A 25,696-nucleotide genomic window follows, 5' to 3' on the forward strand; every position below is an offset into this window, starting at 1 on the left:
TAGGCTGACCAGATGCTGGATGAGCGGGATTCGGCCGGCGCGGGCCGGACCGGACCGGCCGGGGAGCCCGACGACGGGACGCGGATCCGGGCCGCCGGCGGGGTGGTGTGGCGCCCGGGCGGGCCGGGCGGCGCGGAGGTCTGCCTGGTGCACCGCCCCCGCTACGGCGACTGGTCGCTGCCGAAGGGCAAGCTGGAGCCGGGCGAGCGCCCGCTGGTGGCCGCCGTCCGCGAGGTGGCCGAGGAGACCGACGTACGGGCCGTGCCGCAGGTGCGGCTGCCCACCGTGAGCTACCGCAGCGAGGGCCGGCCCAAGGCGGTCGACTACTGGTCGATGCGGGCGGCGGCGAACGGCGGCTTCGAGCCCGGCACCGAGGTGGACGAGGTGCGCTGGCTCGGCGTCGACGAGGCGATCCGGCTGGTCAGCTACCCGCACGACGCGGAGGTGCTGGCCGCGTTCGCCGCGCTGCCGGCGGTCACCGCGACGGTGGCGCTGGTCCGGCACGCGCACGCCGGCCAGCGCGGCACCTGGACCGGCCCGGACACCGGCCGGCCGCTGGACGCCCGCGGCTGGTCGCAGGCACACGCGCTGGTCCCGCTGGTGGCGCTGGTACGCCCGGCGCGGCTGGTGTCGGCCTCGGCCCGCCGGTGCGTGCAGACCCTGGACCCGGCCGCCGCCGAACTCGACCTGCCCATCGAGGTGGTCGGCGACCTGGACGAGCCGCGGCCGGGCCAGCAGCCCGACGAGTGCGCCCTGGCCGCCGCCGCCCGGCTGGTCGAGCTGGCCGCCGCCGGCGAGCCGGTGGCGGTGTGCAGCCAGGGCAGGGTGATCCCGGGAGCGCTGGCCCGGCTCACCGGGCGGACGGACGACTTCACCACCCCGAAGGGCGGCGGCTGGCTGCTGGCGTTCGCCGGCGACCGCCTGCTCTCCGCCGACCGCCTCTGAGCCGGCGCCCGGACCGCCGGCGACCGGCTGCTCGCCGCCGACCGTCTCTGAGCCGGCACCCGAGCCGCCGGCGACCCGGGCCGCCGCAGGGACGCCCCGCGGCCCCGCGCGCCGGCCCGGGCCCGTCGCGCCGCCCGGGCCCGTCGCGCCGCTGCGGCCCGGGGCGCCGGCGGCGCGGGTCAGGGCAGGGTGAGCGTCACCGCGACCGGCAGGTGGTCGCTGGCCTCGCTGCGCGGCGCCACCGGGTCGGAGGCGGCGAGGCCCGCCGAGACGAGGACGTGGTCGATCTGCTGGCGCGGGTCGTCGGCCGGGCTGGTGGGCAGCGGCCGGGCCGCCGCCAGCGCGTCGACCAGGCCGGCCCGGGTGAACTCGGCGAAGGCCGCCTCGCCCGGCTCGGTGTTCAGGTCGCCGGCGACCACCAGCGGGCGGCCGGCGGCGTACCCGGTGGCGAACTCGGCGACCGCGCGGGCCTGGACCACCGGCTCCTGATCGGGCGGGGGTTGCAGGTGGGTGCTCACCACGGCGAGCCGGACCCCGCCGCCGAGGTCCAGGTCGACCGCGAGGGCCTGCGCCCCGGTCGGCGCGCCGACCGCCGGCAGTGCCCGGGTGCGCGGCGAGGTGGTCGGCCAGCGGCTGAGCACGGCGTCGCCCCAGACCGGGTCGGCGGCCGGCGCGAAGACGTACGGCATGTCGAGCCGCTTCGCCAGCAGGGTGAGCGTGTCGTGGCCACCGTTGAGCAGCCAGGCCCGGTCCACCTCGCTGAGCACCACCACGTCCGGCCGTTCGGCGCGGACGACCCGGGCCAGGCCGGCCAGGTCGAACCGCCCGTCCAGCCCGAAACCCATCCGGACGTTGTAGGCCACCAGCCGGACCGTCTCCGGCGGGCCGGGCCGGTTGCTCGACACCAGCCACGGGCCGTGCCCCCATGCGGCGAGCAGGGTCACCGCGGCCAGCACGGCGGCCGTCCGCACCGGCGGCAACGTGGCCGGCGGGCGGGGCGCGGGGGCGGTCACGGCCACCCCGGCGACCAGCGCGGCCGCGGCGACCGGCGCCCAGCCGTTGGGGTAGCCGAGGTCGTAGGCCGCGTAGTAGCCGACGGCGGCGACCGCGAAGACCAGCATCCCGCCGACGGCGGCGTAGCCGCGCCGCAGGTCGGCACGGGCGGGCCGGGGGGTGGCACCGTCCCCGGGCCCGCCGGCGCCGACCGTGGCCGGCGGCGCGGGCGGGCCGGCGGCGGCACCGCTCGCCGGAACGCCGGCGCCGACCGTGACCGCGCCGGCCCGTGCCGGCTCGGCGCGGGGTGCCGGCTCCGCGCCGGGTGCCGGCGCGGCGATCGGGCCTGGCTCGGCGCCGGGTTCCGGCTCGGTGTCGGGTGTTGGCGCGTCGGTGCGGGCCAGGCAGCCGCCGAGGCCGACGGCGGTCAACAGGAGCGCCGGGACGAGCAGCGCCGGCCGGTCGAGGGCGAACAGCAGCGCGCCGAGCAGCAGGGCCACCGGCGCGGCCGGCCACCAGCGCCGCGCCGGAGCGAGCGCGGCGAGCACGAAGAGCCCGACCGCCCCGCCGGCGAGCGCCAGGCCCAGCGGCGGCGGCCCGGCGATGCCGGCCGCCGGGCCGTACCAGTAGGACATCGCCGTCCCGGCCAGCGCCGGGGAGAGTGCGACCATCCCGGCCAGCAGCAGTCCCGGACCGGCCAGCAGCCAGGCACGGCCGCCACCGGCTGGCGCGGGCGCGGTGGGCCGGTCCTGGAACGCCGTGGCCAGGAAGAGCGCGACCAGCACGGCGCCGGCCGACCAGGCCAGCCAACCGCCCCGCCAGACCAGGTCGTACGTGTCGAGCAGCGCGTGCCCGACGGCGGCGAGGGCGAGCCCCACCGCCAGGCCGGGCACCGGTCGGGGCGTGCCGGCGGCGACGCCGGCCAGCCACAGCAGACCGACGAGCAGGCCGGCGGTGGCCAGCCACAGTTGGGCCCGGCCGCCCGGGGCGGCGGTGAGGGCGAGCCGGATCCCGGCCAGCAGCACCGCGGCGGCGAGGGTGACCCGGCGGACGCCGATCCGCCGCACCAGCGGCGGCGCGACCAGGGCGAGCAGGAAGCAGCCGAGCGCGAACGCGCCCATCAGCTCCGCCGGAGTGGACGCCGCCTGCCCGAAGATGGTGATGATCGACGGGAGCCAGACCCGCAGCACGTCGGTGAGCAGGACGAGGCCGAGGGCGAGCGCGGCGGTGGTGAGGTGGCGGAAGCGCACCGGCGCCCTCTTCTCGTGACCGGCGGGGTGGGTCGGCACCGCGATTCTGCGCGCGGGGTCGCTTTCCGGTCAACGCTTCCGGACCCGGTCGGCCGCCGAGGTACCCGCGCCGCTGGGACACCGAGCCGCCGAGACGCCGAGGGGCGTCCACCAGACGGTGGACGCCCCTGCGGTACGGGCCGGGTCAGCGGCGGGTCGCTGCCTTCTTGGCCGGGGACTTCTTCGCCGGCGCCTTCTTGGCCGCCGCGCTCTTGCTGGCCGTGGCGGTCTTCTTCGCCGCGGTGGCCTTCTTGGTCGCCGCGGCGCTCTTCGTCGCCGGGGCGGTCTTCTTGGTGGTGGTCTTCTTCGCCGCGGCGGTCTTGGTGGCCGCGGCGCTCTTCTTGGCCGGGGCGGTCTTCTTGCCGGCGGTGGTCGCCTTGGCCCCGGTCGCCTTGGCCCCGGTGGCCTTGGCGCCGGTGGTCTTGGCGGCGGCCGTGGTGGTCTTCTTCGCCGCCGCCGTGGCCTTCGGCACCTTGCCGCTGGCCACCATCTCCTTGAACCCGGCGCCCGGCCGGAAGGTCGGCACGGATGTCTTCTTGACCTTCACCGCCTCGCCGGTACGGGGGTTCCGCGCTGTTCGCGCGCCCCGGACGCGCTTTTCGAACGCTCCGAAACCGGTGATGGCCACCTTCTCGCCCTTGGTTACCGCCGCCTGGACCTCAGCGAGGACCGCGTCGAGCGCGGCCGTCGCCGTCTTCCGGTCCCCCAGGCGAACGGCGAGCGCCTCGATGAGCTCGGCCTTGTTCACGACTTCCTCCCGATTGTGCAACTGACTCGACGCGAGCCATTCTGCGCGCACGGTATGCCCTGTGCTGCCGGGACACAAACATTCGGTGGAAAAAAGCCCTTGTGTCGCAACGGATTCGCCCCCACCGGCAGAACCGGTGGGGGCGGAATCCGATGCGGGCTGGGGCGTACGGCTATCCGACGGTCGGCAGGAACGCCGGTCGGCGGGCCTCGAAAGCGCTGATCTCCGCCTCGTGCCGGAGGGTGAGTCCAATGTCGTCCAAGCCCTCCATCAGCCGCCAGCGGCTGAAGTCGTCCAGCGGGAACGACCAGGTGGCGTCCTCGACCCGGACCTGTCGGGCGGTCAGGTCGACGGTGACCGCGGCGGTCGGGTCGGCCTCGACGAGCGCCCAGATTTCTTCGACCGCTTTCAATTCGAGCTCGACCGGGAGCAGACCTTCCTTGAGCGCGTTGCCGCGGAAGATGTCGCCGAAGCGCGGGGAGATCACGGCGCGGAACCCCCAGTCGCGCAGCGCCCAGACGGCGTGCTCCCGGGACGATCCGGTGCCGAACTCCGGGCCGGCCACCAGAATCGACGCTCCCGAATACGCGGGATCGTTCAGCACGAATTGCTGATCTTCGCGCCAGGCGCTGAACAGACCGTCGGCGAACCCGGTCCGGGTCACCCGCTTGAGGTACACGGCCGGAATGATCTGATCGGTGTCCACGTTGGATCGCCGCAGCGGTACGGCGGTGCCGGTGTGGGTGGTGAACCTCTCCATCTGCGGTGTGCCCTTCTACAGATCGGCGGGAGCGGCCAGCCGGCCCACCACGGCGGTGGCGGCGGCGACCGGCGGGGAGACCAGGTGGGTGCGTCCGCCCCGGCCCTGGCGGCCCTCGAAGTTGCGGTTGGAGGTCGAGGCGCAGCGCTGGCCGGGGGCGAGGGTGTCCGGGTTCATGCCCAGACACATCGAGCAGCCGGCGAACCGCCACTCCGCTCCGGCGTCGGTGAAGACCTTGTCCAGCCCCTCCGCCTCGGCCGCCTCGCGGACCGCGGCGGAGCCGGGCACCACCAGCATCCGGACGCCGTCGGCCACCCGGTGCCCGCGCAGCACGTCGGCGGCGGCCCGCAGGTCCTCCAGCCGGCCGTTGGTGCAGGACCCGACGAAGACCACGTCGATCGGCAGTTCGCGCAGCGCGGTGCCGGGACGCAGGTCCATGTACTCCAGGGCCCGGCGGGCGGCGGTCCGCTCGCTCTCGGTGACGAACTCCTCCGGATCCGGCACCGACGCGCCCAGCGGAGCGCCCTGCCCGGGGTTGGTGCCCCAGGTCACGAACGGGGTGATCCGGCTGGCGTCCAGGGTCACCTCGGCGTCGAAGGTGGCCCCCTCGTCGGTGGGCAGGGTCCGCCAGTAGGCGACCGCCGCGTCCCAGTCGGCGCCGCGCGGGGCGTTGGGCCGCCCCTTGAGGTACGCGAAGGTGGTCTCGTCCGGCGCGATCATGCCGGCCTTGGCGCCCCACTCGATGGACATGTTGGCGATCGTCATCCGCCCCTCCATGGACAGCGACCGGATCGCCTCGCCGCGGTACTCCACGATGTGGCCGCGCCCGCCCCCGGTACCCACCTGGGCGATCAGGGCGAGCACCAGGTCCTTGGCGGTGACGCCCGGGCCGAGCTGCCCGGTGACGGTGACCGCCATCGTCCGCGGGCGGGCCTGCGGCAGCGTCTGGGTGGCCAGCACGTGCTCCACCTCGCTGGTGCCGATGCCGAAGGCGAGCGCCCCGAACGCGCCGTGGGTGGCGGTGTGCGAGTCGCCGCAGACGATGGTCATGCCGGGCTGGGTGAGGCCGAGCTGCGGACCGATCACGTGCACGATGCCCTGGTTGTCGTCGCCCAGCGGGTGCAGCCGGATGCCGAACTCGGCGCAGTTGCGGCGCAGCGTCTCGATCTGGGTACGCGAGGTGGGGTCGGCGATGGTGAGCAGGTCACCGCGCCGGGACCGGAACGCCGGATCGGCGTACCCGGTCGGGGTGTTGTGGTCCTCGGTAGCGATCGTGAGATCGGTACGGCGCACCCGGCGGCCGGCGAGCCGCAACCCGTCGAAGGCCTGCGGGCTGGTCACCTCGTGCAGCAGGTGCAGGTCGATGAAGAGCAGATCCGGCTCACCCTCGGCGGACCGTACGACGTGCGCGTCCCAGACCTTCTCGGCCAGGGTCCTGGGCGCCGGCTCGGGAGTGACTCCCACCATCTGGACATCCTAAATTCTGGGAGGTAAATTTCGGCTTGTGGGACACAGTATGAGCGGTGTCGGCGTTCTCGACAAGGCGGTGGTCATCCTGGCCGCCTGCGTCGACGGCGCCAGCCTGGCCGAACTCGTTGAACGCACCAAGCTGCCCCGGGCAACGGCGCACCGGTTGGCACAGGCACTGGAGATCCACCGAATGCTGGTACGCGACACCCAGGGCCGCTGGCGCCCGGGCCCACGCCTGGGCGAGCTGGCCAACGCCGCCCCGGACGTGCTGCTGACCGCGGCGGAGCCGCTGCTGGCCGCGCTGCGGGACGCGACGGGCGAAAGCGCCCAGCTCTACCTGCGCCGCGCCGACGAGCGGATCTGCGTGGCCGCCGCCGAGCGGGCCAGCGGCCTGCGGGACACCGTGCCGGTCGGCTCCGTGCTGCCGATGACCGCCGGGTCGGCGGCGCAGATCCTGCTCGCCTGGGAGCCGCCGGAGGCGGTGATGCCGCTGCTGCCCCGGTCGAAGTTCACCGGCCGCACCCTGGCCGAGGTCCGCCGGCGCGGTTGGGCGCAGAGCGTGGCCGAGCGGGAGGCCGGTGTGGCGAGCGTCTCCGCCCCGATCCGGGACCGCACCGGCCGGGTGATCGCCGCGATCAGCATCTCCGGCCCGATCGAACGCCTCGGCCGCCGCCCCGGCGAACGCCACGCCATGGCCGTAGTCCGCGCCGGCCAACGCATATCCGGCCTCTAACCCCCACTCCCTCCCCACCCCACCCCACCCATTCAACGGGTTGATCATGGGGTTGGCCGGCGGGTTCGATCTCCCGGACCGCCGCTAACCCCATGATCAACGGGGTGGGGTGGGGGGAAGGGGACAGCCCGCCTCGGGGGGCGAGGCGGGCTGTTGGGTGTAGCCCCGACCGGATTCGAACCGGCGCTACCGCCTTGAGAGGGCGGCGTCCTGGGCCGCTAGACGACGGGGCCAGGCACTTCCTGCGTTCACCGCCCTGTCGGGCGGGTGCCGCTGTAGTGTAGCGGCGTCCCCTCACCGGGTGTGGACCGGGTCGGGGCGGGTAGACCGCGCAGAAGCGGACCGACCCGCCTCACCGAAGCGAGGCGGGCCGTTACCCGGATGTAGCCCCGACCGGATTCGAACCGGCGCTACCGCCTTGAGAGGGCGGCGTCCTGGGCCGCTAGACGACGGGGCCAGAACCTGTGGTGCCGTGCCGCTCTGCCGAGCGGCGCCGCTGAACCCTATCAGAGACCTCGCCGGCCCCTCGCGGGACCGGCGTGGACTCCAGCAGAATCCAGCGACCGACGTTCTCACGAACATCGGTTTGCTGGGGTACCAGGACTCGAACCTAGACTAACTGAACCAGAATCAGTCGGGCTGCCAATTACCCCATACCCCATTGGCCCCTTGCGGCGCCGGGGACAAACTTTACCCTCCCGGTGCCGACAGGCCAAATCGAGCCCCCCGAAACCGCCCTTGAGCTGCGGAAACGGGCTCTCGACGCGTCAGCCGACGGGCACCACCGGGTTGCTCAGCTCGCCGATGCCCTCGATTCGTACGGTGACCGTATCCCCGTCCGTCAGCGGGCTAACCCCCGCCGGCGTGCCGGTCAGCACCACGTCCCCGGGCAGCAGCGTCATCACGTGCGAGATGTACGACACCAGCGCCGGCACGTCGAAGACCATGTCCCGGGTGCGGCCCAGCTGCCGGACCTCCATCTCCTCCGGGCCGCGCCCCACCTCGCACCGGATCTCCAGGTCGCTGACGTCCAACCCGGTGGTGATCCAGGGCCCGATCGGGCAGAACGAGTCGAAACCCTTGGCCCGGGTCCACTGGCCGTCGGAACGCTGCAGGTCCCGCGCGGTGACGTCGTTGGCGCAGGTGTAGCCGAAGATGGCCCGCTCCGCGGCGGCCCGGTCGGCCCGGCGGGCGCCCGGCGCGCCGATCACCACGGCCAGCTCCGCCTCGTGCTCGACCTGCTTGGAGAAGATCGGCAGCCGGATCGCGTCCCGGGGGCCGATCACCGAGGTGGACGGCTTGAGGAAGAGCAGCGGCTCCTTCGGCACCTCGCTGCCGTGCTCGGCGGCGTGCTCGGCGTAGTTACGCCCGACACAGACCACCTTGCTGGGCAGGATCGGCGAGAGCAGCCGGACGTCGGAGAGCGCCCACCGGGCGCCACTGAAGGTGATCTGACCGAACGGGTGGCCCTCGATCTCGGCGATGGTCAGGCCCTCCGGGCCCGCCCCCGGCTCCCCCTCGACGACCCCGAACGACATTCCCCTGGCATGAGCGAAACGAGCGATACGCACGACGCCAATCTAGCCCGGCCGGTGCCCACCCGGCCGGCGCCACGGGGCAGGTCGGAGCCGGGGCACGATACCCGGTCCCCCGGCCCCGGGGGCGGGATTCCCGGCTTCGTACCCGCACGACGTCCGGCCGCCCCTAGCGTCGGCTGCGGAGGTTCGTTCGTATGCCTGCATCGACACGACACCACAAGGCCCTCGCAGTGTTCGTCCACTGCCTCGGCGTCCTCGCCGCGCTGCCGGCGCTGCACCCGGCCCCGGAGGCGGCGGCCGCCCGGCCCCGGCCGGCCGCGGCCCCGCAGACGCCGGCACCGGCCATGCCGTCGGCACCGCCGGCGGTGCCCACCCCGACCCGGGCCGCGCCGGCACCGGCCCCGTCGCCGGTGACCGTCGCGGTGGCGCCGGAGAGCACGCCGGCCCCCCGCTACCGGATCCAGGTGCGCAACACCGGCGGCGCGCCGGTGGACACCACGGTCCGGCAGGAGCTGCCGCCGGGCTCGTCGGCCACCGCGATCTCCTCGGGCGGCCGGGCCGTCCGGTCGGCCGGCCAGACCTCGGCCACCGAGGTGACCTGGCGGCTCCGGCTGCCGGCCCGGAGCACCACCACCCTCGGCACGGCCCTCACCACCGCCGCGCCGGGCCGTCCGCTGACCGCGCCGGCCTGCGCCTTCGCCGGTGACGGCAGCCGGCCGTACGACTGCGCGACGGCGACCTGGAACGCGGCGCCGGTGCCGGCCGCCGAGGTGACCGAGACGCCGGTGTGGCGCCGGACACCCGTGGTGCTGGCGGGGCTGGGCGCGGTGCTGCTGGTCGCCGCGGTCGGCGCCGGTTGGATCTGGCGCCGGCGGCGCCGGCCGGTGGCCGCGGCGCTGGCCACGGACGGGCCCGGCACGGTGTACCCGCGACCGGCCGCGCCCCGGCCGCCGGAGCGCCGCCGCACCCCGCCGGTGTGGCTGCTCGTCGGGGTGGCCGCGGCGGTGCTGGCGGGCACGGTCGGCGCGGCCGGCTGGACGGCCACCCGGCGGGTCGCCGCTGTCGACACCGACAGCCAGCCGACCAGCGGCGCGTGGGTCGGCCGGGGGGTGAACGGCACGGTCGGGATGCCGCTGCGCGAGTCGGCGTTCGAGTTCACCGTCTACCGCGTCGCCTGCGACCCGGGGCAGGGCGCCCGGCGCTGCCAGGCCACCGTCGGGGTCCGCAACGTCAGCCCGGAGCAGGAGAGCTGGCACGGCCGGCTGCAACGGGCGTACCTGTCCGACGGCAACTTCGTCAGCACCGACGAGCAGGCCACCCGGACCGCCAACCAGGGCCGGGACGTCTTCGCCCAGCCGGTGGCGGCGGGCACCCGGATGGTGCTGCCGCTGGTGTTCACCGTCACCGGGCGGGAGCCGCCGACCCAGTTGGAGCTGCGCAGCGGGGTCTTCTCCGCCGGGGTGCGGGTGGACGTGCCCTGACCCGTCGGCGGCGGGCGGCGGTCGTACCCTGGGGTCCGTGACCGCCGCCCTCGCCCCCACCGCCGCGCTCGACGCCGCGAACTGGCAGGCCCGGCGGCGGGCGCACGAGCAGCGGGTGGACGCCTGGCTCACGCCGCACCTGGCCCGCCGTCGCCGGGGCGAGAAGCACCCGGTCGAGGACTTCCTCTTCACCTACTACTCGCACCGGCCGGCCCAGTTGCGCCGCTGGCACCCGGGCGCCGGGGTGGTGCTGCGGGACGCGGACCCGGCCGAGTTCGGGCGGGACTACCGCGCCACCGCCGCCGGGGTGACCCTCGACACCGCCGCGGTACGCGCCCGCCGAGCCGACTCGGTGGAGTGGATCCGCTCACTGCTCACGGCCACCGCCGGCCGGGCCGCGCACTTCGGCTGCTTCGGGATGCACGAGTGGGCGATGGTCTACCGGCAGACCCAGGCGGAGCTACGGCACAACGCCTGGCCGCTGCGGCTCAGCCCGGAGCAGACCGCGCGGACGGTGGAGGCGAACCGGATCCGGTGCAGCCACTTCGACGCGTACCGCTTCTTCACCGCGCCCGCCCGGCCGCTGAACCTGCTCACCCCCACCCGGGAGACCCAGCACGCCAACGAGCAGCCCGGTTGCCTGCACGCCAACATGGACCTCTACAAGTGGGCGTACAAGCTCTCGCCCCTGGTCGCGTCGGAGTTGGTGGCGGACTGCTTCGAGCTGGCGCGGGAGATCCGCACGCTGGACATGCGGGCCTCGCCGTACGACCTGGCCGCGCTCGGCTACCCGCCGGTCCGGGTGGAGACGGCCGAGGGTCGGGCCGAGTACGCGACCGCCCAGCGCGGCTTCGCCGAGCGGGCCGCCCGGCTGCGGGACCGGCTGCTGGCGTCCGTCCCGGACTAGCCCGCCGACGCCAGATCGGCGATCTGACGGTGTCCGGCAGGTGCGGATGCCGCCAGATCGGCGACCTGGCGACCGAAGCGGGCGCGGCGGGAGCCGCCGGGACGGGCGGCTATTCGCCGTCGACGCGGCGGTCGCGCTTGCGTTGCGACTGGCGCTTCTTCTCCGCCAGCCGGCGTTCCTTGGCGCCCCGCGACGGGCGGGTCGGCCGGCGCGGCGGGGGCGGCGGGGCGACCGCCTCGCGCAGCAGGGCGACCAGCCGCTCCCGGGCGGCCTCCCGGTTGGCCAGTTGCGCCCGGTGCTCGCTGGCGGCGATGGTGAGCACGCCGTCGACCAGCCGGTTGGCGAGGCGCTCCAGGGCCCGGGCCCGCAGCGACGCCGGCACGCTCGGCGACGAGCCGAGGTCGAAGCTCAGCTCGACCCGGGAGTCGGCGGTGTTCACCCCCTGCCCGCCGGGGCCGGACGAGCGGGAGAAGCGTTCCCGCAGCTCACCGGCGGGGACGACCCACCGGTCGGTCACCCGCAGTCCGTCGTCCACCCCTTGAGGCTATCGGCCCGGCCGCTCGCTGGGCGTGACACTCGGGGTGGGCGACGGTTGCGCGGACTCGTCGTCGGCGCCGACGGCCGCGTACGCCACCGCGCCGACCAGCAGCAGGGCGATCACGCCGATCTTCGTGGTGACCGCCCGGATCAGCAGCCACGCGGCGCGACGAGCGCCGGGCACGCTCTTCTTGACGGTCTGGTAGTCGGCCCAACTTCGACGCGCCCGGGCGTACGCCGACCCCACCCCGCACCCGATGACCAGGCCCACCAGCAGGAGGACCGCGATGAGAGGACGCTCCACCCACGCCAGTATCCATACTCAGCGTAATATTTCCATGGCCCGATCATTCCGCGCCGGGTATCCGACACTTCTCGCTTTCCCAGCACGGCACGCCGGCCGCCTCGGCCGACCAAGCCGCCGGACCCGCGGCCACCAGGCCGCCGGCCCACCAGGCCCCCGGGGGCACGGCCAGCACAGCCCGAGCGGTCGGGACTCAGCCGCCCTTGCCGATGATCGTGTCGGCGGTCTGCTGGACCTGGTCGATCGGGATGGCGAAGCCGATGCCGATCGAGCCGTTGCCGTCGATGGTGGCGATCGCCGTGTTCACCCCGACCACCTCGCCGCGCGCGTTGACCAGTGGCCCGCCCGAGTTGCCCGGGTTGATCGAGGCGTCGGTCTGCACCGCGGAGTGCCGGTTGTCGCCGAGCCGGACCTGCCGGTCCACCGCGCTGACGATGCCGGCCGTGACGGTGCCGGGCAGCCCCAGCGGCGACCCGACCGCGAGCACCGGTTCGCCGACCCGGGTGGAGCCGGGTTTCGCCAGCGGCAGCGCCGCCAACCCGGCCGACGGCGGCACCTTGAGCACCGCCAGGTCGCTGCGCGGCTCCCGGCCGACCACCTCGGCGGCGAACCGCCGGCCGTCCGGCAGTTCCACGGTCACCGAGCCGTTGCGGCCCTTGGCCAGGATGTGGTCGTTGGTGATGATGTGCTGCTGGTCGTCCACGGCGAACCCGGATCCGGTGGCCGACGCGCCGCCGGCCCCGCCGACCAGCACCGAGACCACCCCCGGCACGGTCTTCCCGGCCGCGGTGACCAGCTCCGCCGGCACCGGGGCGGCGGACGCCGGCGTCCCGCCCGGTGCGCCGTCCCGGCTGGCCACCCAGCCGCCGGCCGCCGCGCCGGAGACGGTGGAGAGGGCGACCACCGCCAGCGCGGCCAGCAGCCGGGTGCGCCAGCGCCGCCCCGCCGCCTCCCGGCCCGCGCCGGTCCCGTCCCGCCCGCCCCGCCCGTCCGGGTCCAGCTCGGGCGAGATGAACCAGGGGCCGCGCGGCTCGCCCAGTCCGGTCTGCACTGCCATGCGTACGCTCCTCACTCTCGGTCGGCCGGTCAGGGCAGGCGGGAGAACCAGCGCATCGAGCCGGCCGCCGCGCCCAGCGCGAACACCAGGCCGAGGCCGATGAACCGGGCCGACACGTCCTGCCGTTCGGTGCGGTAGCCGACCGAGCTGCCGATGTCCTCGTAGACCGCGCGCAGCTCGTCGCTGGTGCTGGCCTCGTGGAAGCCGCCGCCGGTCTCCTCGGCGACCGCGCGCAGGGTCTGCCCGTCCACCGGCACCTGGATCGGGCGGCCACCCCGGTCGACGAACCCGCTGGGGGTGCCGAACGAGATGGTGTGTACCGGGACCTCGACCGCGACGGCGTCCGCGGCGGCCTCCATCGGGTCCATCCCGGAGGTGTTCGCCCCGTCCGAGAGCAGGATGATCCGGGCCGGTGGTGGCTCCTTCGCCGCCTGGCTGTCCAGGCCCTTCACCGCGCCGAGCGAGGTGCTGATGGCCTCGCCGATGGCGGTGCCCTGCACGCCGGTGGCGCCCTCGGCGAGCCGCTCGATCCCCTCGTGCAGCGCCTCCCGGTCGGTGCCCGGCGGCACCAGCACCGCCGCGCTGCCGGCGAAGGCGACCAGCCCGACGTTGAACTCGTCCGGCAGGCCGTCGACGAACCGGCGGGCCGCCTCCTTGGCCGCGCTGAGCCGGTCGGGTTCGACGTCGGTGGCGAGCATGGAGGTGGAGACGTCCACCGCCACCATCACGGTGGCGCGTTCCCGCGGCACCTGAACCTCGGCGGTCGGCCGGGCGAACCCGACCACCAGCAGCGCCAGCATGGCCAGGAAGAGCCCGGCGGGCACGTGCCGCCGCCAGGCCGGCCGCTCCGGAGCCACCCGGTCGAGCAGCCGCAGGTTGGTGAACCGGACGGCGTACCGGCTGCGGCGCCGCTGGAGCATCAGGTAGCCGACCGCCAGCGCGAGCACCCCGACCAGCAGCCAGAGCCGGACCGGGGACAGCCAGATCACGCGCCACCTCCCCGGTTCGCACCGGCCGGGGCGGCCGCGAGCCGGCGCTGCGCCCGCACGTGCCGCACGATGTCCGCGCCCCAGTCCCGGTCGGTGCGCAGCGGCAGGTGCGTCGCCCCGCTGCGGTGTACCGCCTGGCGGACCTGCTCGCGCTGGGCGGCCGCGGCGGCCGCGTACCGCTCGCGCAGCCGCTCGTCGCCGGTCCACACCTCGCGGCGGCGGCCGGTTTCCGGGTCGACCAGGGTGACCAGGCCGACGTCCGGCAGCTCCAGCTCACGCGGGTCGGTGATCTCGACGGCGAGCACCTGGTGGCGGACGGCGAGCCGGCGCAGGGCGCGTTCCCAGGGCGGCTCGTGCCGGGGGTCGTCGGGCAGCCCGTCCAGGAAGTCCGAGACCACCACCACCAGCCCGCGCCGGTTGGCCACCCGGTGCACGGCGTCCAGCGCCTCGGCCAGGTCCGGCACCGCCGGGGGTGTGCCCGCCGCGTCGTGCCCGCCGACGCGGGGCGCGGCCAGCAGCGTGCGGAGCAGCCCGAGCAGGTGGGTACGCCCGCTGCGGGCCGGATAGCGGCGCAGCCCGTCGGGGCCGAGCACCTGCGCGCCGAGCCGGTTGCCGAGCCCGGCGGTGAGGAAGCCGACCGCCGCCACGGCCGCCACGGCCAGCTCGCGCTTGTCCAGCTCGGCGGTGCCGTACTCCATGCTGGGGCTGGCGTCGACCAGCAGCCAGGTGGTCAGTTCCCGGTCGGCGTCGACCTCGCGGACGTGCGGCACGGTGGTCCGGGCGGTCACCGCCCAGTCCATCCGGCGTACCTCGTCCTCACCGGGGCGGTACTCCCGGCTGCCGGCCGGTTCGCTGCCCGGACCGGGCAGCAGTCCCCGGTACTGCCCGTGCAGCAGGCCGTCGAGGCGCCGGGTCACTGTCAGCTCCAGCCGGCGCAGCCGGCGGTCGGGGGTGAGGTCGGCCAGCCCGGGATCCGCCGGCGCCGGCGTGGTGGTGGCGCGCCACCTCATGCCGCCGCCAGGTCGGGCGCGTACTCCGGGCGGTTGTTGGCGATCCGCGGCGGCGGCACCGCCTCCACCAGCCGGCGGACCACCGACTCGGCGGCCACCCCGTCGGCGATCGCGTCGAAGGAGAGCACCAGTCGGTGGGCGAGCACGTCAACGGCCAGTTCCCGGACGTCCTCGGGCAGCACGTACTCGCGGCCGCGCAACAGCGCCTGGGCCCGGGCGGCGGCCACCAGGCCGAGGGTGGCCCGCGGGCTCGCCCCGTACGCGAGCAGCGACGCGATCTCCGGCAGCCCGAACCGGCCCGGGTCCCGGGTGGCCAGGATGAGCCGGACCACGTACTCGGCGATGGCGTGGTGCACGAAGATGCTGCCGGCACGGACCTGGAGCGCGCGCAGCCGCTGCGGGTCGAGCACCTGCCGGGGGCGCGGCCGGTCGGTGCTCATCCGGTAGAGGATGGCCAGTTCGTCGGTGTCGCTCGGGTAGTCGACGACGACCTTCATGAGGAACCGGTCGCGCTGCGCCTCCGGGAGCTGGTAGACGCCCTCCGACTCGATCGGGTTCTGGGTGGCCAGCACCAGGAAGGGCTCGGGCACCGGGTAGCTGCGCCCGCCGATGGAGACCTGCCGCTCGGCCATCGCCTCCAGCAGCGCCGACTGCACCTTCGCCGGGGCCCGGTTGATCTCGTCGGCGAGCACCAGGTTGGCCATCACCGGCCCCAGCTCGATGTCGAAGGTCTCCTTCGAGGCCCGGTAGATCCGGGTGCCGACGATGTCGGACGGGACGAGGTCCGGGGTGAACTGGATCCGGGAGAAGGTGCCGCCGACCGCCGTGGCGAGGGTCTGCGCGGCCAGGGTCTTGGCCACGCCGGGTACGCCCTCCAGCAGGCAGTGCCCGTCGGCCACGAGGGCGGTGAGCAGCCGTTCGACGAGCCGATCCTGCCCGACGATCACGCGTTTGACCTCGAAGAGGGTCTGTTCCAGCTCAGCGCCGGTCGCGTCGGGATCGGCCGGGCTGGGCATGCTGGCCAGGGTGTCCGAGATGTCCGTCACGGTGCTTGCTTCCCGGGGCGGCCCTGGGACAAACGTCGGAATATCGCACCCTGGGGCACCCATACCGCGCCGGAGCGGCGCGACGACCCGCAACGCCGCAGCCCGGCAGGAAACGGAGAAGCCGGCCCGCACGCTGGCGTGCGGGCCGGCTCCCCGGCGGGGGTCGGAGGCGTACCGGGGGTCAGAGGTGGACGACGAGGTGGAACGGCAGGTCGGCGGCGACCCCGGCCGAGTTGCGGGTCTGCACGAAGACCCCGTTCGGGGTGAGCAGCCGGGGAGCGACGGCGACCTCGCCGCCGGCCGGGACGCAGCACGAGTCCGGTCGGCCGATGGTGGCCACGTAGACGCCCCGGGTGACGTTGTACGGGAACTGGACCTCGTACTGGCCCACGCCGTACTTGATGACGGTGCCGGTGCCCCGGGCCCGGGTGCCGTTGGCGTTGACGACGGTGATGTAGTGGGTGCCGGCGGCGGCGGTCGCCTGGGCGCCGGCGGCCAGCGCCGCCTTCGCCTTGCGCGCCGACTCCGCGGTCACCGGCGGCTGGCTGCCGCCGCTGGCCCGGGCCACGGGCTGGCTGCCCCCGTCCGGGGCCTTCGCGACGGCGACCCCGCCGCCGGCCAGGCTGAGCGCCAGGACGGCGAACGCCACCGCCGCCGCCTTACGTCTGAAGATCGTGGTCATGACAGGTCTCCCCTTTTGTGACCGTGGTGATACTGCCGCACCCGCGCTGCGCGGGACGGTTGATGCCCTTTTCCAGCCGGGACGATAATTGACCGGAGTCGGTCACAGAATTGCCCCGCTCGCACCTGACCAGTTGACGACTTCTCTTTTCGCACCCTCGCTGAGCTGCGATAACTACTCACAGTTCCGATGCCTCAACCACGTGGAACGTAGCACCGCAAAAAGCTGGACGTCAATAGTAGACGACCCTTTCCAGGGTTGTCGTATCGCCGTCCGATAATTGTGAGAAGCGAACGCTTCCGCATTCACGAAAAGGGCTCGCCGCCGAATGACCGGCACCCGGAACGACGCCCGCGCGGCTAGTCTTCAGCCATGATCACGCAGACCCTGGCGCGCCTGGCGGGCACCCGCTCCGGCCGGGTCCGGAGCGCGCTCTGCTGGGTCGTCGTGACGCCCGGGGCGGTCTGGGCCGCGGTGCGGCTACCGGGGCTGGAACGCGGGCCGCTGGTGCAGGCGCTCGCCTTCACCCCGTACGTGGCGGCCTGGAGCCTGCTGCCCCCGCTGCTCGCGCTCGCCCTGCGACGCCGCTGGCCGGCGGTGGTCGCGGCGGTGACAGCGGTCGCGCTGGTCGCCGTGGTGGCGCCCCGGGCGCTGGGCTCGGCACAACCCGCGGCCGCCGGGCCGACCGTGCGGGTGCTCACCGCGAACCTGCTGGCCGGCTCCGCCGACGCGGCGGCGCTGGTCGACCTGGTCCGCGCGCACCGGGTCGACGTGCTGGCCGTGCAGGAGTTCACCCCCGCCGCGCAGGCCGAGCTGGACCGCCTCGGCCTCGACCGGCTGCTGCCGCACCGGCAGCTGAACCCGCAGGTGGGCACGCCCGGCTCCGGCCTCTACGCCCGCTGGCCGATCAGCGACGGCGGCGTGCGGCAACTGCGCGGCGGCTGGGGCTTCACCCAGGCGTACGGCACGGTGGCGGTGCCGGGCGGGCCCGCGGTGCGGGTCGAGTCGGCGCACCCGGCCGCGCCGTACGCGGTCGACCAGGTCGGCTACTGGCGGGACGACCTGGCGGCGCAGCCGCCGGCCACCCCGGACGGCCCGCTGGGCATCCTGGCCGGCGACTTCAACGCCACCCTCGACCACGCACCGCTGCGCGCCCTGCTGGCCACCGGGTACGTGGACGCGGCCGACGCCGCCGGCGCGGGCCTGCGCGGCACCTGGGGCCCGTACGACGGCGACCCGATCCCTCCGGTGACCATCGACCACGTGCTGGTCGACCGCCGGATCGCCGTCCGCGCGGTGGCGGTCCACCCGCTCCCGCGCACCGACCACCGCCCCGTCCTGGCCACCCTCGCCCTCCCCTGACGGGTCCGGCGATCCATCGTGGACCGCGCTCAGACCCGGGTGCGGTCCAGGCCGTAGGTGAGCGCGTCGACCAGGGCGTGCCAGCTCGCCTCGACCACGTTCGGGTGCACGCCGACGGTCGTCCAGTCGCGGCCGGTGCCGTCGGCGGTCTCCAGCAGCACCCGGGTCACCGCGCCGGTACCGGTGGTGCCCTCCAGGATCCGCACCTTGAAGTCCGCCAGCTCGAAGTCGCGCAGCTCCGGGTAGTGCCGGGCCAGCGCCACCCGCAGCGCCTCGTCCAGGGCGTTGACCGGGCCGTTCCCCTCGGCCGTGGCGATCACCCGTTCGCCGCGCACCCTGATCTTCACGGTCGCCTCGGAGACCACCGCGCCGTCCTCGCGGTGCTCCACCAGCACCCGGTACGACTCCAGCGCGAACGGCCGCACCGGGGCGGCGTCCGGCAGCTCGGAGCGGACCAGCAGCTCGAAGGAGGCGTCCGCGGCCTCGAACGACCAGCCGCCGGCCTCCAGTTCCTTGACCCGCTGGGTGACCCGGGACAGCGCCTCCGGATGGCCGGCCAGGTCCAGCCCGAGCTCGCGGCTCTTGAGCTCGACGCTGGCCCGGCCGGCCATCTCGGTCACCAGGATCCGCATGTCGTTGCCCACGACCTGTGGGTCCACGTGGTTGTAGAGCAGCGGATCCACCTTGATCGCGCTCGCGTGCAGCCCCGCCTTGTGGGCGAAGGCGGCGGCCCCGGCGTACGCCTGGTGGGTGTCGGGGGCGATGTTGGCGATCTCGGCGATGGCGTGGGAGACCCGCACCATCTGTTCCAGGCAGCCCTCCGGTAGGACGGGCAGCCCGAGCTTGAGCTGGAGGTTGGCGACCACCGCGAAGATGTCGGCGTTGCCGGGGCGCTCGCCGTAGCCGTTCGCGGTGCCCTGGACGTGGCGCACCCCGGCCTCGACCGCGGCGATGGTGTTGGCCACCGCGCAGGCGGTGTCGTTCTGGGCGTGCATGCCGAACAGTTCCGGGCCGACGCCGAGCCGGTCGGTCAGGTCGGCGATCGCCGCGCTGACCTGGGAGGGGAGCATCCCACCGTTGGTGTCGCAGAGCACCACCCGCTCGGCGCCGGCGGCCAGCGCGGTCTCCACCACCGCGGCGGTGTACGCCGGGTCGTGCCGATAGCCGTCGAAGAAGTGCTCGCCGTCGACGAAGACCCGCCGCCCCTGTCCCACCAGGTACGCCACGGTGTCGTGGACCATCGCGAGGTTCTCCGCGGCGGTGGTGCGCAGCGCGCGCTCGACGTGCCGCAGGTCGGCCTTGGCGACCAGGGCCACCGCCGGGGTCCGCGCGTCGAGCAGGCCGCGCACCTGCGGGTCGTCGGCGACCGCCACGCCGGCCCGCCGGGTGGCGCCGAACGCGACAAGCACCGCGTGCTTCAGGTCGAGTTCGCCGTACGCCCGGCGGAAGAACTCGGTGTCCTTGGGCACCGCGCCCGGCCAGCCGCCCTCGATGAAGCCGACGCCGAACTCGTCGAGCAGCCGGGCGACCGCGAGCTTGTCGACCACCGAGTAGCTGAGCCCCTCGCGCTGCGCGCCGTCGCGCAGCGTCGTGTCGTACACCTGGAACGTCATGGGGAGTCCTTTCGGGGAGCAACAAAAAGACCCCCCGCGGGATGCGGGAGGTCTGCGCGCTCGGCGGAGGGAGGCCGGCGCGCTAGCTGCGAATAATCAGGACGGTGCTGGTCACGATCAGTACTCTGCCACCCCCGGCTGATTTTGGGAGGCAAAATCCACATGCCGGGACGGTGACGCAGAGTCGCGGCCCCGCGCGGTACGCGACTTCGGGACACAATCCGCCCTCGGTGATCGACTTCACAAATCACCCGGCCGCCATCAGGCGGAAACAACGCTGAGGAAGCATCTGGAACTGATCCAGTTACGGCCTCGTGCCGCTGTCAAGGAGGACCTGTGCTCACTGTCGGTGACCGCTTCCCCGAGTACGAACTCACCGCCTGCGTGTCGCTGGAGGCCGACAAGGCGTTCGAGACGATCAACCACAAGTCCCACGAGGGCAAGTGGCGGGTGGTCTTCTTCTGGCCCAAGGACTTCACCTTCATCTGCCCCACCGAGATCGCGGAGTTCGGCCGGCTCAACGGCGAGTTCGCCGACCGGGACGCCCAGGTTCTCGGTGTGTCGGTGGACAACGAGTACGTCCACTACGCCTGGCGCAAGGACCACCCGGACCTGCGTGAGCTGCCCTTCCCGATGCTCAGCGACATCAAGCGCGAGCTGACCAGCGCCTGCGGCGTGCTCGGCGAGGACGGCGTGGCGCAGCGGGCGACCTTCATCGTCGACCCGAACAACGAGATCCAGTTCGCCATGGTGACCGCCGGATCGGTCGGCCGGAACGTCTCCGAGGTGCTGCGGGTGCTGGACGCGCTGCAGACCGACGAGCTCTGCCCGTGCAACTGGAACAAGGGCGGCGAGACGCTCGACGCCAACGCGCTCCTCGCCGGCGCCGGGGCCTGAGCATGGGCCTGGACGCGGTCAAGGCGGCTCTGCCCGAGTACGCCAAGGACATCAAGCTCAACCTGGGCTCCACCATCGGGACCAGCACGCTGAACCCGGTCCAGGCCTGGGGCACCGCGCTGGCCTGCGCGGTCGCCGCGCGCAACCCGGTGGTGCTGCGGGAGATCGCCGCCGAGGCGGCCGACCACCTCAAGCCGGAGGCGATCGAGGCGGCCAAGGGCGCCGCCGCGATCATGGCGATGAACAACGTCTACTACCGGGCCAAGCACCTGATCGGCGACGAGCAGTACCAGTCGATCCCGGCCCGGCTGCGAATGCAGATCATCGCCCGGCCCGGGGTCGAGAAGGCCGACTTCGAGCTGTGGTGCCTCGCCGTCTCGGCGATCACCGGCTGCGGCGTCTGCCTGGAGTCGCACGAGAAGACGCTGCGTGCCGCGGGGTTCAGCCGCGAGCAGGTGCACGAGGGGCTGCGGATCGCCGCGGTCGTGCACGCCGCCGCGGTCACCATGGACGCGCAGGCCGCGCTCGCCTGAGCCGTCGTCGAGGGCCGGCCGGTCGCACCGGCCGGCCCTTTTCGTGGGTCACAGGTGTAGCGATCTCGACACCGGGTAGGACATGGGGCTGACAGGGCACCAACCCCCGATCAGTCGAGTAGAGGAGTGAAACGCCATGGAGCGGCTCGACCCTCGAACGACCCACGGGACGCCGGATCCGCTCGTGCAGGGTGGTCAGGGCGCCTTCCCGGGCGGCACGCCCGGCGGCACCTTCGACCCGTGGCGCTACCGCGACGACGCCGGGGTGACCGGCACCGACCTGGTGGGCTACAAGGTGGAGGCGAGCGACGGCGGCATCGGCAAGGTGGACCGGGCCAGCCACGAGGTCAACTCCAGTTACCTCGTGGTCGACACCGGTCCGTGGATCTTCGGCAAGAAGGTCATGATCCCTGCCGGCACCGTCAACCACGTCGACCACGACGAGCGGAAGGTCTACGTCGACCGGAGCAAGGACCAGATCAAGGCCGCGCCCGAGTACGACGAGACCGCCGACACCGACCCGGCCTACCGGGACAAGCTCGGTGGTTACTACGGCGACACGTACTCGGCCATCCCGCCGGGTACCGCCCGGTAACGGTTGATCCTGTTTGGACGGCCGGTGGGGCCGCGGCCCCACCGGCCGTTACCGTGTCAGGGTGGACGCCATCGAGGTGAATCGCCGGATCCCCTTCTCCGCCATGTTCAACTTCCGTGACGTCGGTGGCTACACCGGTCACGACGGCCGGACGGTGCGCCGGGGCCGGCTCTACCGCTCCGACTCGCTGCACCGCATCGACGAGACCGACCGGGAGGCGTTCGCCGCCCTCGGCATCCGGACCGTCATCGACCTGCGCCGCCCGTACGAGGTCGAGCGCGACGGCCGGGTCCCCGACTTCCCCGGCCTCACCTGGCGGCACGTCGCGCCCGAGCACGCCGAGTGGCACCTGCGGCCGTACGAGCCGGGCAGCGACCTGGCCCGCTACCTCGCCGACCGGTACGCCGAGCTGGCCGACACCGGCACCGCCGGGCTGGCCGAGGCGGTGGGGCTGATCGCCGAGGCGGGCAACGCCCCGGTGGTGGTGCACTGCGTGGCCGGCAAGGACCGCACCGGCACCGTCTGCGCGCTGACCCTCGCCGCCCTCGGCGTCGACGACGAGACCATCGGCGCGGACTACGCGCTCAGCACCGAGGCGGGTGAGCGGTTCCTCGCCTGGTTCGCCGGCACCGGCCAGCGGACCCCGTCGGGCCTGCCGCCGCTGGCCTGCCCGCCCGAGGCCATCACGCTCTTCCTCGCCGAGCTGCGCGAGCGGCACGGCTCGGTGGAGGACTACCTGCGCCACGCCGGGGTCACCGACGCCCAGCTGGCCGCGCTCCGCGACCACCTGCTCGAATAGCGGCCCGGCGGGCCGCCGGCCCGGCGCCGGTCAGGTGCGGCGAGGGCCGCCGACATCGATCGCCCGACGGCGCCGCGGCGACCCTGGGTCGCCGCGGCGGCGCGGATCAGAGGACCCGGGTGACCCAGCCGTGCGGGTCGGCGACCTTGGCCCGCTGGAGGTCGACCAGCTGCTGGCGCAGGGCCATGGTGACCCGCCCCGGCTCGCCGCCACCGATCAGGAACTCGCCGTCCGGGAACCGCACCTCACCGATCGGGGTGATCACGGCCGCGGTGCCGCAGGCGAAGACCTCGCGCAGCCGGCCGCTGGCCGCGTCCGCCTGCCAGTCGGCGAACGTGATCGGCCGCTCCTCGACCCGGTGCCCGGCCTCGGCGGCCAGCGTGAGCACCGACTCCCGGGTGATGCCGGGCAGGATGGTGCCGGTCAGCGGCGGGGTGACCAGGGTGTTGTCGTCGTAGACGAAGAAGACGTTCATCCCGCCCAGTTCGTCGACGAACCGGCGCTCCACCGCGTCCAGGAAGACCACCTGGTCGCAGCCGTGCTCGATGGCCTCGGCCTGGGCGACCAGCGACGCGGCGTAGTTGCCGCCGCACTTCGCCGCGCCGGTGCCGCCGGGCGCGGCCCGGGTGTAGTCCGGCGAGACCCAGACCTTCACCGGCTGGACCCCGCCGGAGAAGTACGCCCCGACCGGCGAGGCGATCAGCACGTAGAGGTATTCGTTGGCCGGCCGGACACCGAGGAACACCTCGCTGGCGAACATGAACGGCCGCAGGTAGAGGCTGCCGTCCTCGCCCTCGGGGATCCACTCCCGGTCGATCTCGATGAGCCGGTGCAGCGAGTCGACGAACGCCTGCGGCGGCAGCGTCGGCATCGCCATCCGCTGGGCCGAGGCCACGAACCGGGCCGCGTTCGCCTCCGGGCGGAACATGGTGACCCCGCCGTCGGCGGTGCGGTAGGCCTTCAACCCCTCGAAGATCTCCTGCGCGTAGTGCAGGACGGCGCTGGCCGGATCCATCGGGATGGGCGCCCGTGCCTCGACCCGGGCGTCGTACCAGCCCTTGCCGTCGGCGTAGCGGATGGTGACCATGTGGTCGGTGAACACCCGGCCGAACCCGGGGTTGGCCAGCAGGGCGGCCCGGTCGGCGGCGGATACCGGCGCGGGATTCGGACGGATCTCGAACTCGATCTTGTCACCACCGCTCATCGCGCTGACCTCCCTGCTGGGCAACGGCATGCGGGACCGCATGCCGGGAAACTGTGCCAGAAACTTACCCCGAACGGTCGTTCAGCGGGTAGCGCCGCCCGGGCGTACCGGGACGGCCGAACCGGTCACGGCCCGCCGGGCGAACGCCCGCCGGGCCGGCGACGACCCCGCTCAGGCGACGGCGTAGGCCGCGAGCCGGTCGCCTACCTCGGCGGTGCGCAGCGGTACGCCCGGCGCGCGGGCGGCCAGTTCCTGGCCGACCGCGGCGGTGACCCGGGCCGCGGCGTCGGCGTGGCCGAGCTGGTCGAGCAGCAGCGCGGCGGAGAGCACCGCCGCCACCGGGTCGGCCACGCCGCGCCCGGCGATGTCCGGCGCGGAGCCGTGCACCGGCTCGAACATCGACGGGTACGTCCCGTCGGGGTTGATGCTGCCGCTGGCGGCCAGCCCGATGCCGCCGGTGACGGCGGCGGCGATGTCGGTGAGGATGTCGCCGAAGAGGTTGTCGGTGACCACCACGTCGTAGCGCTGCGGCTGGGTGACCAGGAACATCGCGGCCGCGTCGACGTGCTGGTACTCGGTGGTCACGTCCGGGTGCTCGGCGGCGACCGCCTCGAACGTGCGGGCCCAGAGCGAACCGGCGTGGGTGAGCACGTTCGTCTTGTGCACCAGGGTGACCTTGCGCCGCTCCCGGCGGGCGGCACGGGCGAAGGCGTCGCGGACCACCCGTTCCACCCCGTGCCGGGTGTTCAGGCTCTCCTCGGTGGCGATCTCGGCGGGGGTGCCCCGGTGCAGCGCGCCGCCGGCGCCGGCGTAGAGGCCCTCGGTGCCCTCGCGCACCACCACCAGGTCGACCTCGCCGGGCTTGACACTGCCGAGCGGGCCGGCCGTGCCCGGCCAGAGCCGCGACGGGCGGAGGTTGACGTACTGGTCGAAGGCGAACCGGAGCTTGAGCAGCAGGCCGCGCTCCAGCACGCCGGGCGGGACGCTCGGGTCGCCGACCGCGCCGAGCAGGATCGCGTCGTGCCCGGCCAGCTCGGTCAGCACCGACTCGGGCAGCACCTCGCCGGTCCGGTGGTAGCGGGCCGCGCCGAGGTCGTACTCGGTGGCGGTCACGCCGGGCAGGACGGCGTCGATGACCTTGCGGGCCTGCGCGACCACCTCGGGTCCGATCCCGTCACCGGCCACCACCGCGATGCGTGCCACGTCCTGTGCTCCCTCGACTCGCCCGACGCCCCGACGGTACGCCGCCATCCCGTCTCCCGGTACGGATCTTCCAACATACGGGAAACCGGGATGCACAGGAGGCTCCCAGGTGGGATTCATGATGTGGTCAACTCCGCTGGTTAGCGTGACCCCATGCGGATCGATGAGCAGCCCCGTACCCGCTGGGTGGACCAGTCGGCCTTCCACAGCCGCCGCCCGGACCTGCGACTCGGCCCGCGCAGCCAGCGGTTCGACCGGCCCGGCGCGGTGACCGGCGACCGGATCGCCGTGCGGCACACGGTACGCACCTCCACCGCCGAGTACGCGCTGCTGCTCAACGCCCCGGAGTGGCTCGGCCACCGCCGCGTCGGCGAGGCGCTGCGCGACGCGGTGGCCGAACTGCGCGCGATCGACCTCACCTACGGCCCGAACCGCCCGGAGAGCCTGGTCTCCCGGCTGCGCCGGGGCGAGATCAGCGCCGAGTCGTACCCGCCGCTGGCCGACCTGGTGGACCGGTGCGCCGCGATGCGGGCGGCCACCGACGGCTGGTTCGACGCCTGGGCGGTGCCCGGCGGCTTCGACCCCGGCGGCCTGCTCGGCGGCTGGGCGGTGGAGCGGGCGGCGGCCCGGCTGCGCGCCGCCGGCGTCCACGACTACGCCGTGCTCACCGGCGCCGACCTGGTGGTACGCGGCCACGCCCCGCACGGCGGCCCCTGGCGGGTGGCGGTGCACCACCCCACCGACCGGCGGCGGGCACCGCTGGTGCTGGAGATGACCGCGGGGGCGGTCGGCACCTCCGGGGTGACCGGCCGGCAGGGGCACGTGGTGGACCCGCACACCGGGGAACCGGCCGACCAACTGGTGGCGGCCACCGTCGTCGGCCCCGATCTCGCGGTGGCCGACGCGTACGCCACCGCGCTCTACGCCGCCGGCTCGGCCGGGCTGGCCTGGTTCGGCAGCGGTTCGGACTACCGCCCGCTCTTCGCCCACCGCCGCTGAGC

The 25,696-nt window shown here is 74.3% G+C and carries 25 protein-coding genes and 3 tRNA genes; 10 read left to right on the forward strand and 18 right to left on the reverse strand.

Annotation, left to right across the window (positions count from 1 at the left end):
* The first annotated feature begins 12 nt into the window (after positions 1–12).
* Complete coding sequence (locus tag Q3W71_RS03390) at positions 13–945, forward strand: NUDIX hydrolase (protein WP_302917791.1); 933 nt, start codon at positions 13–15, stop codon at positions 943–945.
* A gap of 179 nt (positions 946–1,124) precedes the next feature.
* On the opposite strand, the gene Q3W71_RS03395 is transcribed toward Q3W71_RS03390, so the two are convergent.
* The 4 genes from Q3W71_RS03395 to leuC form a co-directional block, all read right to left on the reverse strand.
* Complete coding sequence (locus Q3W71_RS03395) at positions 1,125–3,188, reverse strand: endonuclease/exonuclease/phosphatase family protein (protein ID WP_302917792.1); 2,064 nt, start codon at positions 3,186–3,188, stop codon at positions 1,125–1,127.
* A 184-nt stretch (positions 3,189–3,372) separates the two neighbouring features.
* Positions 3,373–3,975, reverse strand: a complete 603-nt coding sequence (locus Q3W71_RS03400; protein WP_368050159.1) for an HU family DNA-binding protein — start codon at positions 3,973–3,975, stop codon at positions 3,373–3,375.
* Between the two features lie 172 nt (positions 3,976–4,147).
* Complete coding sequence (gene leuD / locus Q3W71_RS03405; protein WP_302917794.1) at positions 4,148–4,735, reverse strand: 3-isopropylmalate dehydratase small subunit; 588 nt, start codon at positions 4,733–4,735, stop codon at positions 4,148–4,150.
* A gap of 15 nt (positions 4,736–4,750) precedes the next feature.
* A complete protein-coding gene (gene leuC, locus Q3W71_RS03410) occupies positions 4,751–6,202 on the reverse strand; it encodes a 3-isopropylmalate dehydratase large subunit (RefSeq protein WP_302917795.1) in 1,452 nt (483 codons plus the stop codon).
* Between the two features lie 49 nt (positions 6,203–6,251).
* On the opposite strand from leuC, the gene Q3W71_RS03415 reads away from it, so the two are divergent.
* Positions 6,252–6,938 carry an IclR family transcriptional regulator gene (locus Q3W71_RS03415; protein WP_302917796.1) on the forward strand — a complete coding sequence of 229 codons (687 nt, stop codon included), beginning with the start codon at positions 6,252–6,254 and terminating at the stop codon, positions 6,936–6,938.
* Between the two features lie 160 nt (positions 6,939–7,098).
* Here the strand turns inward: Q3W71_RS03415 and Q3W71_RS03420 are convergent.
* The 4 genes from Q3W71_RS03420 to Q3W71_RS03435 all read right to left on the reverse strand — a co-directional run bounded on the left by Q3W71_RS03420 (position 7,099) and on the right by Q3W71_RS03435 (position 8,509).
* Positions 7,099–7,171, reverse strand: a tRNA-Glu gene (locus tag Q3W71_RS03420).
* A 151-nt stretch (positions 7,172–7,322) separates the two neighbouring features.
* Positions 7,323–7,395, reverse strand: a tRNA-Glu gene (locus Q3W71_RS03425).
* 132 nt (positions 7,396–7,527) lie between these two features.
* Positions 7,528–7,599, reverse strand: a tRNA-Gln gene (locus Q3W71_RS03430).
* A 106-nt stretch (positions 7,600–7,705) separates the two neighbouring features.
* Entirely contained in the window at positions 7,706–8,509 is an 804-nt protein-coding gene (locus Q3W71_RS03435) for a fumarylacetoacetate hydrolase family protein (RefSeq protein WP_302917797.1), read from the reverse strand.
* A 161-nt stretch (positions 8,510–8,670) separates the two neighbouring features.
* Here Q3W71_RS03435 and Q3W71_RS03440 point away from each other — a divergent pair, with 161 nt between their 5' ends.
* Positions 8,671–9,957: a hypothetical protein gene (locus Q3W71_RS03440; protein ID WP_302917798.1), complete on the forward strand. Its 1,287-nt coding sequence runs from the start codon at positions 8,671–8,673 to the stop codon at positions 9,955–9,957.
* Between the two features lie 37 nt (positions 9,958–9,994).
* On the forward strand, positions 9,995–10,864 hold the full coding sequence (locus Q3W71_RS03445) for a 3-methyladenine DNA glycosylase (protein WP_302917799.1): 870 nt from the start codon (positions 9,995–9,997) through the stop codon (positions 10,862–10,864).
* Positions 10,865–10,973: 109 nt separating this feature from the next.
* On the opposite strand, the gene arfB is transcribed toward Q3W71_RS03445, so the two are convergent.
* The 7 genes from arfB to Q3W71_RS03480 form a co-directional block, all read right to left on the reverse strand.
* Positions 10,974–11,399: an alternative ribosome rescue aminoacyl-tRNA hydrolase ArfB gene (gene arfB, locus Q3W71_RS03450; RefSeq protein WP_109899383.1), complete on the reverse strand. Its 426-nt coding sequence runs from the start codon at positions 11,397–11,399 to the stop codon at positions 10,974–10,976.
* Positions 11,400–11,408: 9 nt separating this feature from the next.
* A complete protein-coding gene (locus tag Q3W71_RS03455) occupies positions 11,409–11,705 on the reverse strand; it encodes a hypothetical protein (RefSeq protein ID WP_302917800.1) in 297 nt (98 codons plus the stop codon).
* A gap of 193 nt (positions 11,706–11,898) precedes the next feature.
* Positions 11,899–12,762, reverse strand: coding sequence for a S1C family serine protease (locus Q3W71_RS03460; protein ID WP_302917801.1), 864 nt, complete (start codon positions 12,760–12,762; stop codon positions 11,899–11,901).
* 29 nt (positions 12,763–12,791) lie between these two features.
* Positions 12,792–13,751, reverse strand: a complete 960-nt coding sequence (locus Q3W71_RS03465) for a VWA domain-containing protein (protein WP_302917802.1) — start codon at positions 13,749–13,751, stop codon at positions 12,792–12,794.
* A complete protein-coding gene (locus Q3W71_RS03470) occupies positions 13,748–14,761 on the reverse strand; it encodes a DUF58 domain-containing protein (protein ID WP_302917803.1) in 1,014 nt (337 codons plus the stop codon). Before Q3W71_RS03470 ends, Q3W71_RS03465 begins: the two co-directional genes overlap by 4 nt.
* On the reverse strand, positions 14,758–15,807 hold the full coding sequence (locus Q3W71_RS03475; protein WP_302917804.1) for a MoxR family ATPase: 1,050 nt from the start codon (positions 15,805–15,807) through the stop codon (positions 14,758–14,760). The genes Q3W71_RS03470 and Q3W71_RS03475 overlap by 4 nt, the downstream gene beginning before the upstream one ends.
* 181 nt (positions 15,808–15,988) lie before the next feature.
* Positions 15,989–16,489, reverse strand: a complete 501-nt coding sequence (locus Q3W71_RS03480) for a hypothetical protein (RefSeq protein ID WP_302917805.1) — start codon at positions 16,487–16,489, stop codon at positions 15,989–15,991.
* A gap of 372 nt (positions 16,490–16,861) precedes the next feature.
* Here Q3W71_RS03480 and Q3W71_RS03485 point away from each other — a divergent pair, with 372 nt between their 5' ends.
* Positions 16,862–17,851 carry an endonuclease/exonuclease/phosphatase family protein gene (locus Q3W71_RS03485; RefSeq protein ID WP_302917806.1) on the forward strand — a complete coding sequence of 330 codons (990 nt, stop codon included), beginning with the start codon at positions 16,862–16,864 and terminating at the stop codon, positions 17,849–17,851.
* A gap of 29 nt (positions 17,852–17,880) precedes the next feature.
* On the opposite strand, the gene cimA is transcribed toward Q3W71_RS03485, so the two are convergent.
* Positions 17,881–19,464, reverse strand: a complete 1,584-nt coding sequence (gene cimA / locus Q3W71_RS03490; protein WP_302917807.1) for a citramalate synthase — start codon at positions 19,462–19,464, stop codon at positions 17,881–17,883.
* 336 nt (positions 19,465–19,800) lie between these two features.
* Here cimA and Q3W71_RS03495 point away from each other — a divergent pair, with 336 nt between their 5' ends.
* The 4 genes from Q3W71_RS03495 (at position 19,801) to Q3W71_RS03510 (ending at position 22,288) form a co-directional block, all read left to right on the forward strand.
* The gene (locus tag Q3W71_RS03495; RefSeq protein ID WP_109900148.1) at positions 19,801–20,361 is read left to right on the forward strand and encodes a peroxiredoxin; all 561 of its coding nucleotides are present in this window, start codon (positions 19,801–19,803) and stop codon (positions 20,359–20,361) included.
* A 2-nt stretch (positions 20,362–20,363) separates the two neighbouring features.
* The gene (locus Q3W71_RS03500; RefSeq protein ID WP_302917808.1) at positions 20,364–20,894 is read left to right on the forward strand and encodes a carboxymuconolactone decarboxylase family protein; all 531 of its coding nucleotides are present in this window, start codon (positions 20,364–20,366) and stop codon (positions 20,892–20,894) included.
* 136 nt (positions 20,895–21,030) lie between these two features.
* Positions 21,031–21,489, forward strand: a complete 459-nt coding sequence (locus Q3W71_RS03505) for a PRC-barrel domain-containing protein (RefSeq protein ID WP_302917809.1) — start codon at positions 21,031–21,033, stop codon at positions 21,487–21,489.
* A 61-nt stretch (positions 21,490–21,550) separates the two neighbouring features.
* The gene (locus Q3W71_RS03510) at positions 21,551–22,288 is read left to right on the forward strand and encodes a tyrosine-protein phosphatase (RefSeq protein WP_302917810.1); all 738 of its coding nucleotides are present in this window, start codon (positions 21,551–21,553) and stop codon (positions 22,286–22,288) included.
* 106 nt (positions 22,289–22,394) lie between these two features.
* On the opposite strand, the gene Q3W71_RS03515 is transcribed toward Q3W71_RS03510, so the two are convergent.
* Both Q3W71_RS03515 and Q3W71_RS03520 read right to left on the reverse strand, forming a co-directional pair.
* Positions 22,395–23,492: a branched-chain amino acid aminotransferase gene (locus Q3W71_RS03515; RefSeq protein ID WP_302917811.1), complete on the reverse strand. Its 1,098-nt coding sequence runs from the start codon at positions 23,490–23,492 to the stop codon at positions 22,395–22,397.
* A 171-nt stretch (positions 23,493–23,663) separates the two neighbouring features.
* Positions 23,664–24,695: a 3-isopropylmalate dehydrogenase gene (locus Q3W71_RS03520; RefSeq protein ID WP_302917812.1), complete on the reverse strand. Its 1,032-nt coding sequence runs from the start codon at positions 24,693–24,695 to the stop codon at positions 23,664–23,666.
* A gap of 153 nt (positions 24,696–24,848) precedes the next feature.
* Here Q3W71_RS03520 and Q3W71_RS03525 point away from each other — a divergent pair, with 153 nt between their 5' ends.
* Positions 24,849–25,694: an FAD:protein FMN transferase gene (locus tag Q3W71_RS03525; protein WP_302917813.1), complete on the forward strand. Its 846-nt coding sequence runs from the start codon at positions 24,849–24,851 to the stop codon at positions 25,692–25,694.
* Positions 25,695–25,696: the final 2 nt, after the last annotated feature.

Source organism: Micromonospora sp. C28SCA-DRY-2 (assembly GCF_030519475.1).
Taxonomy (GTDB): domain Bacteria; phylum Actinomycetota; class Actinomycetes; order Mycobacteriales; family Micromonosporaceae; genus Micromonospora.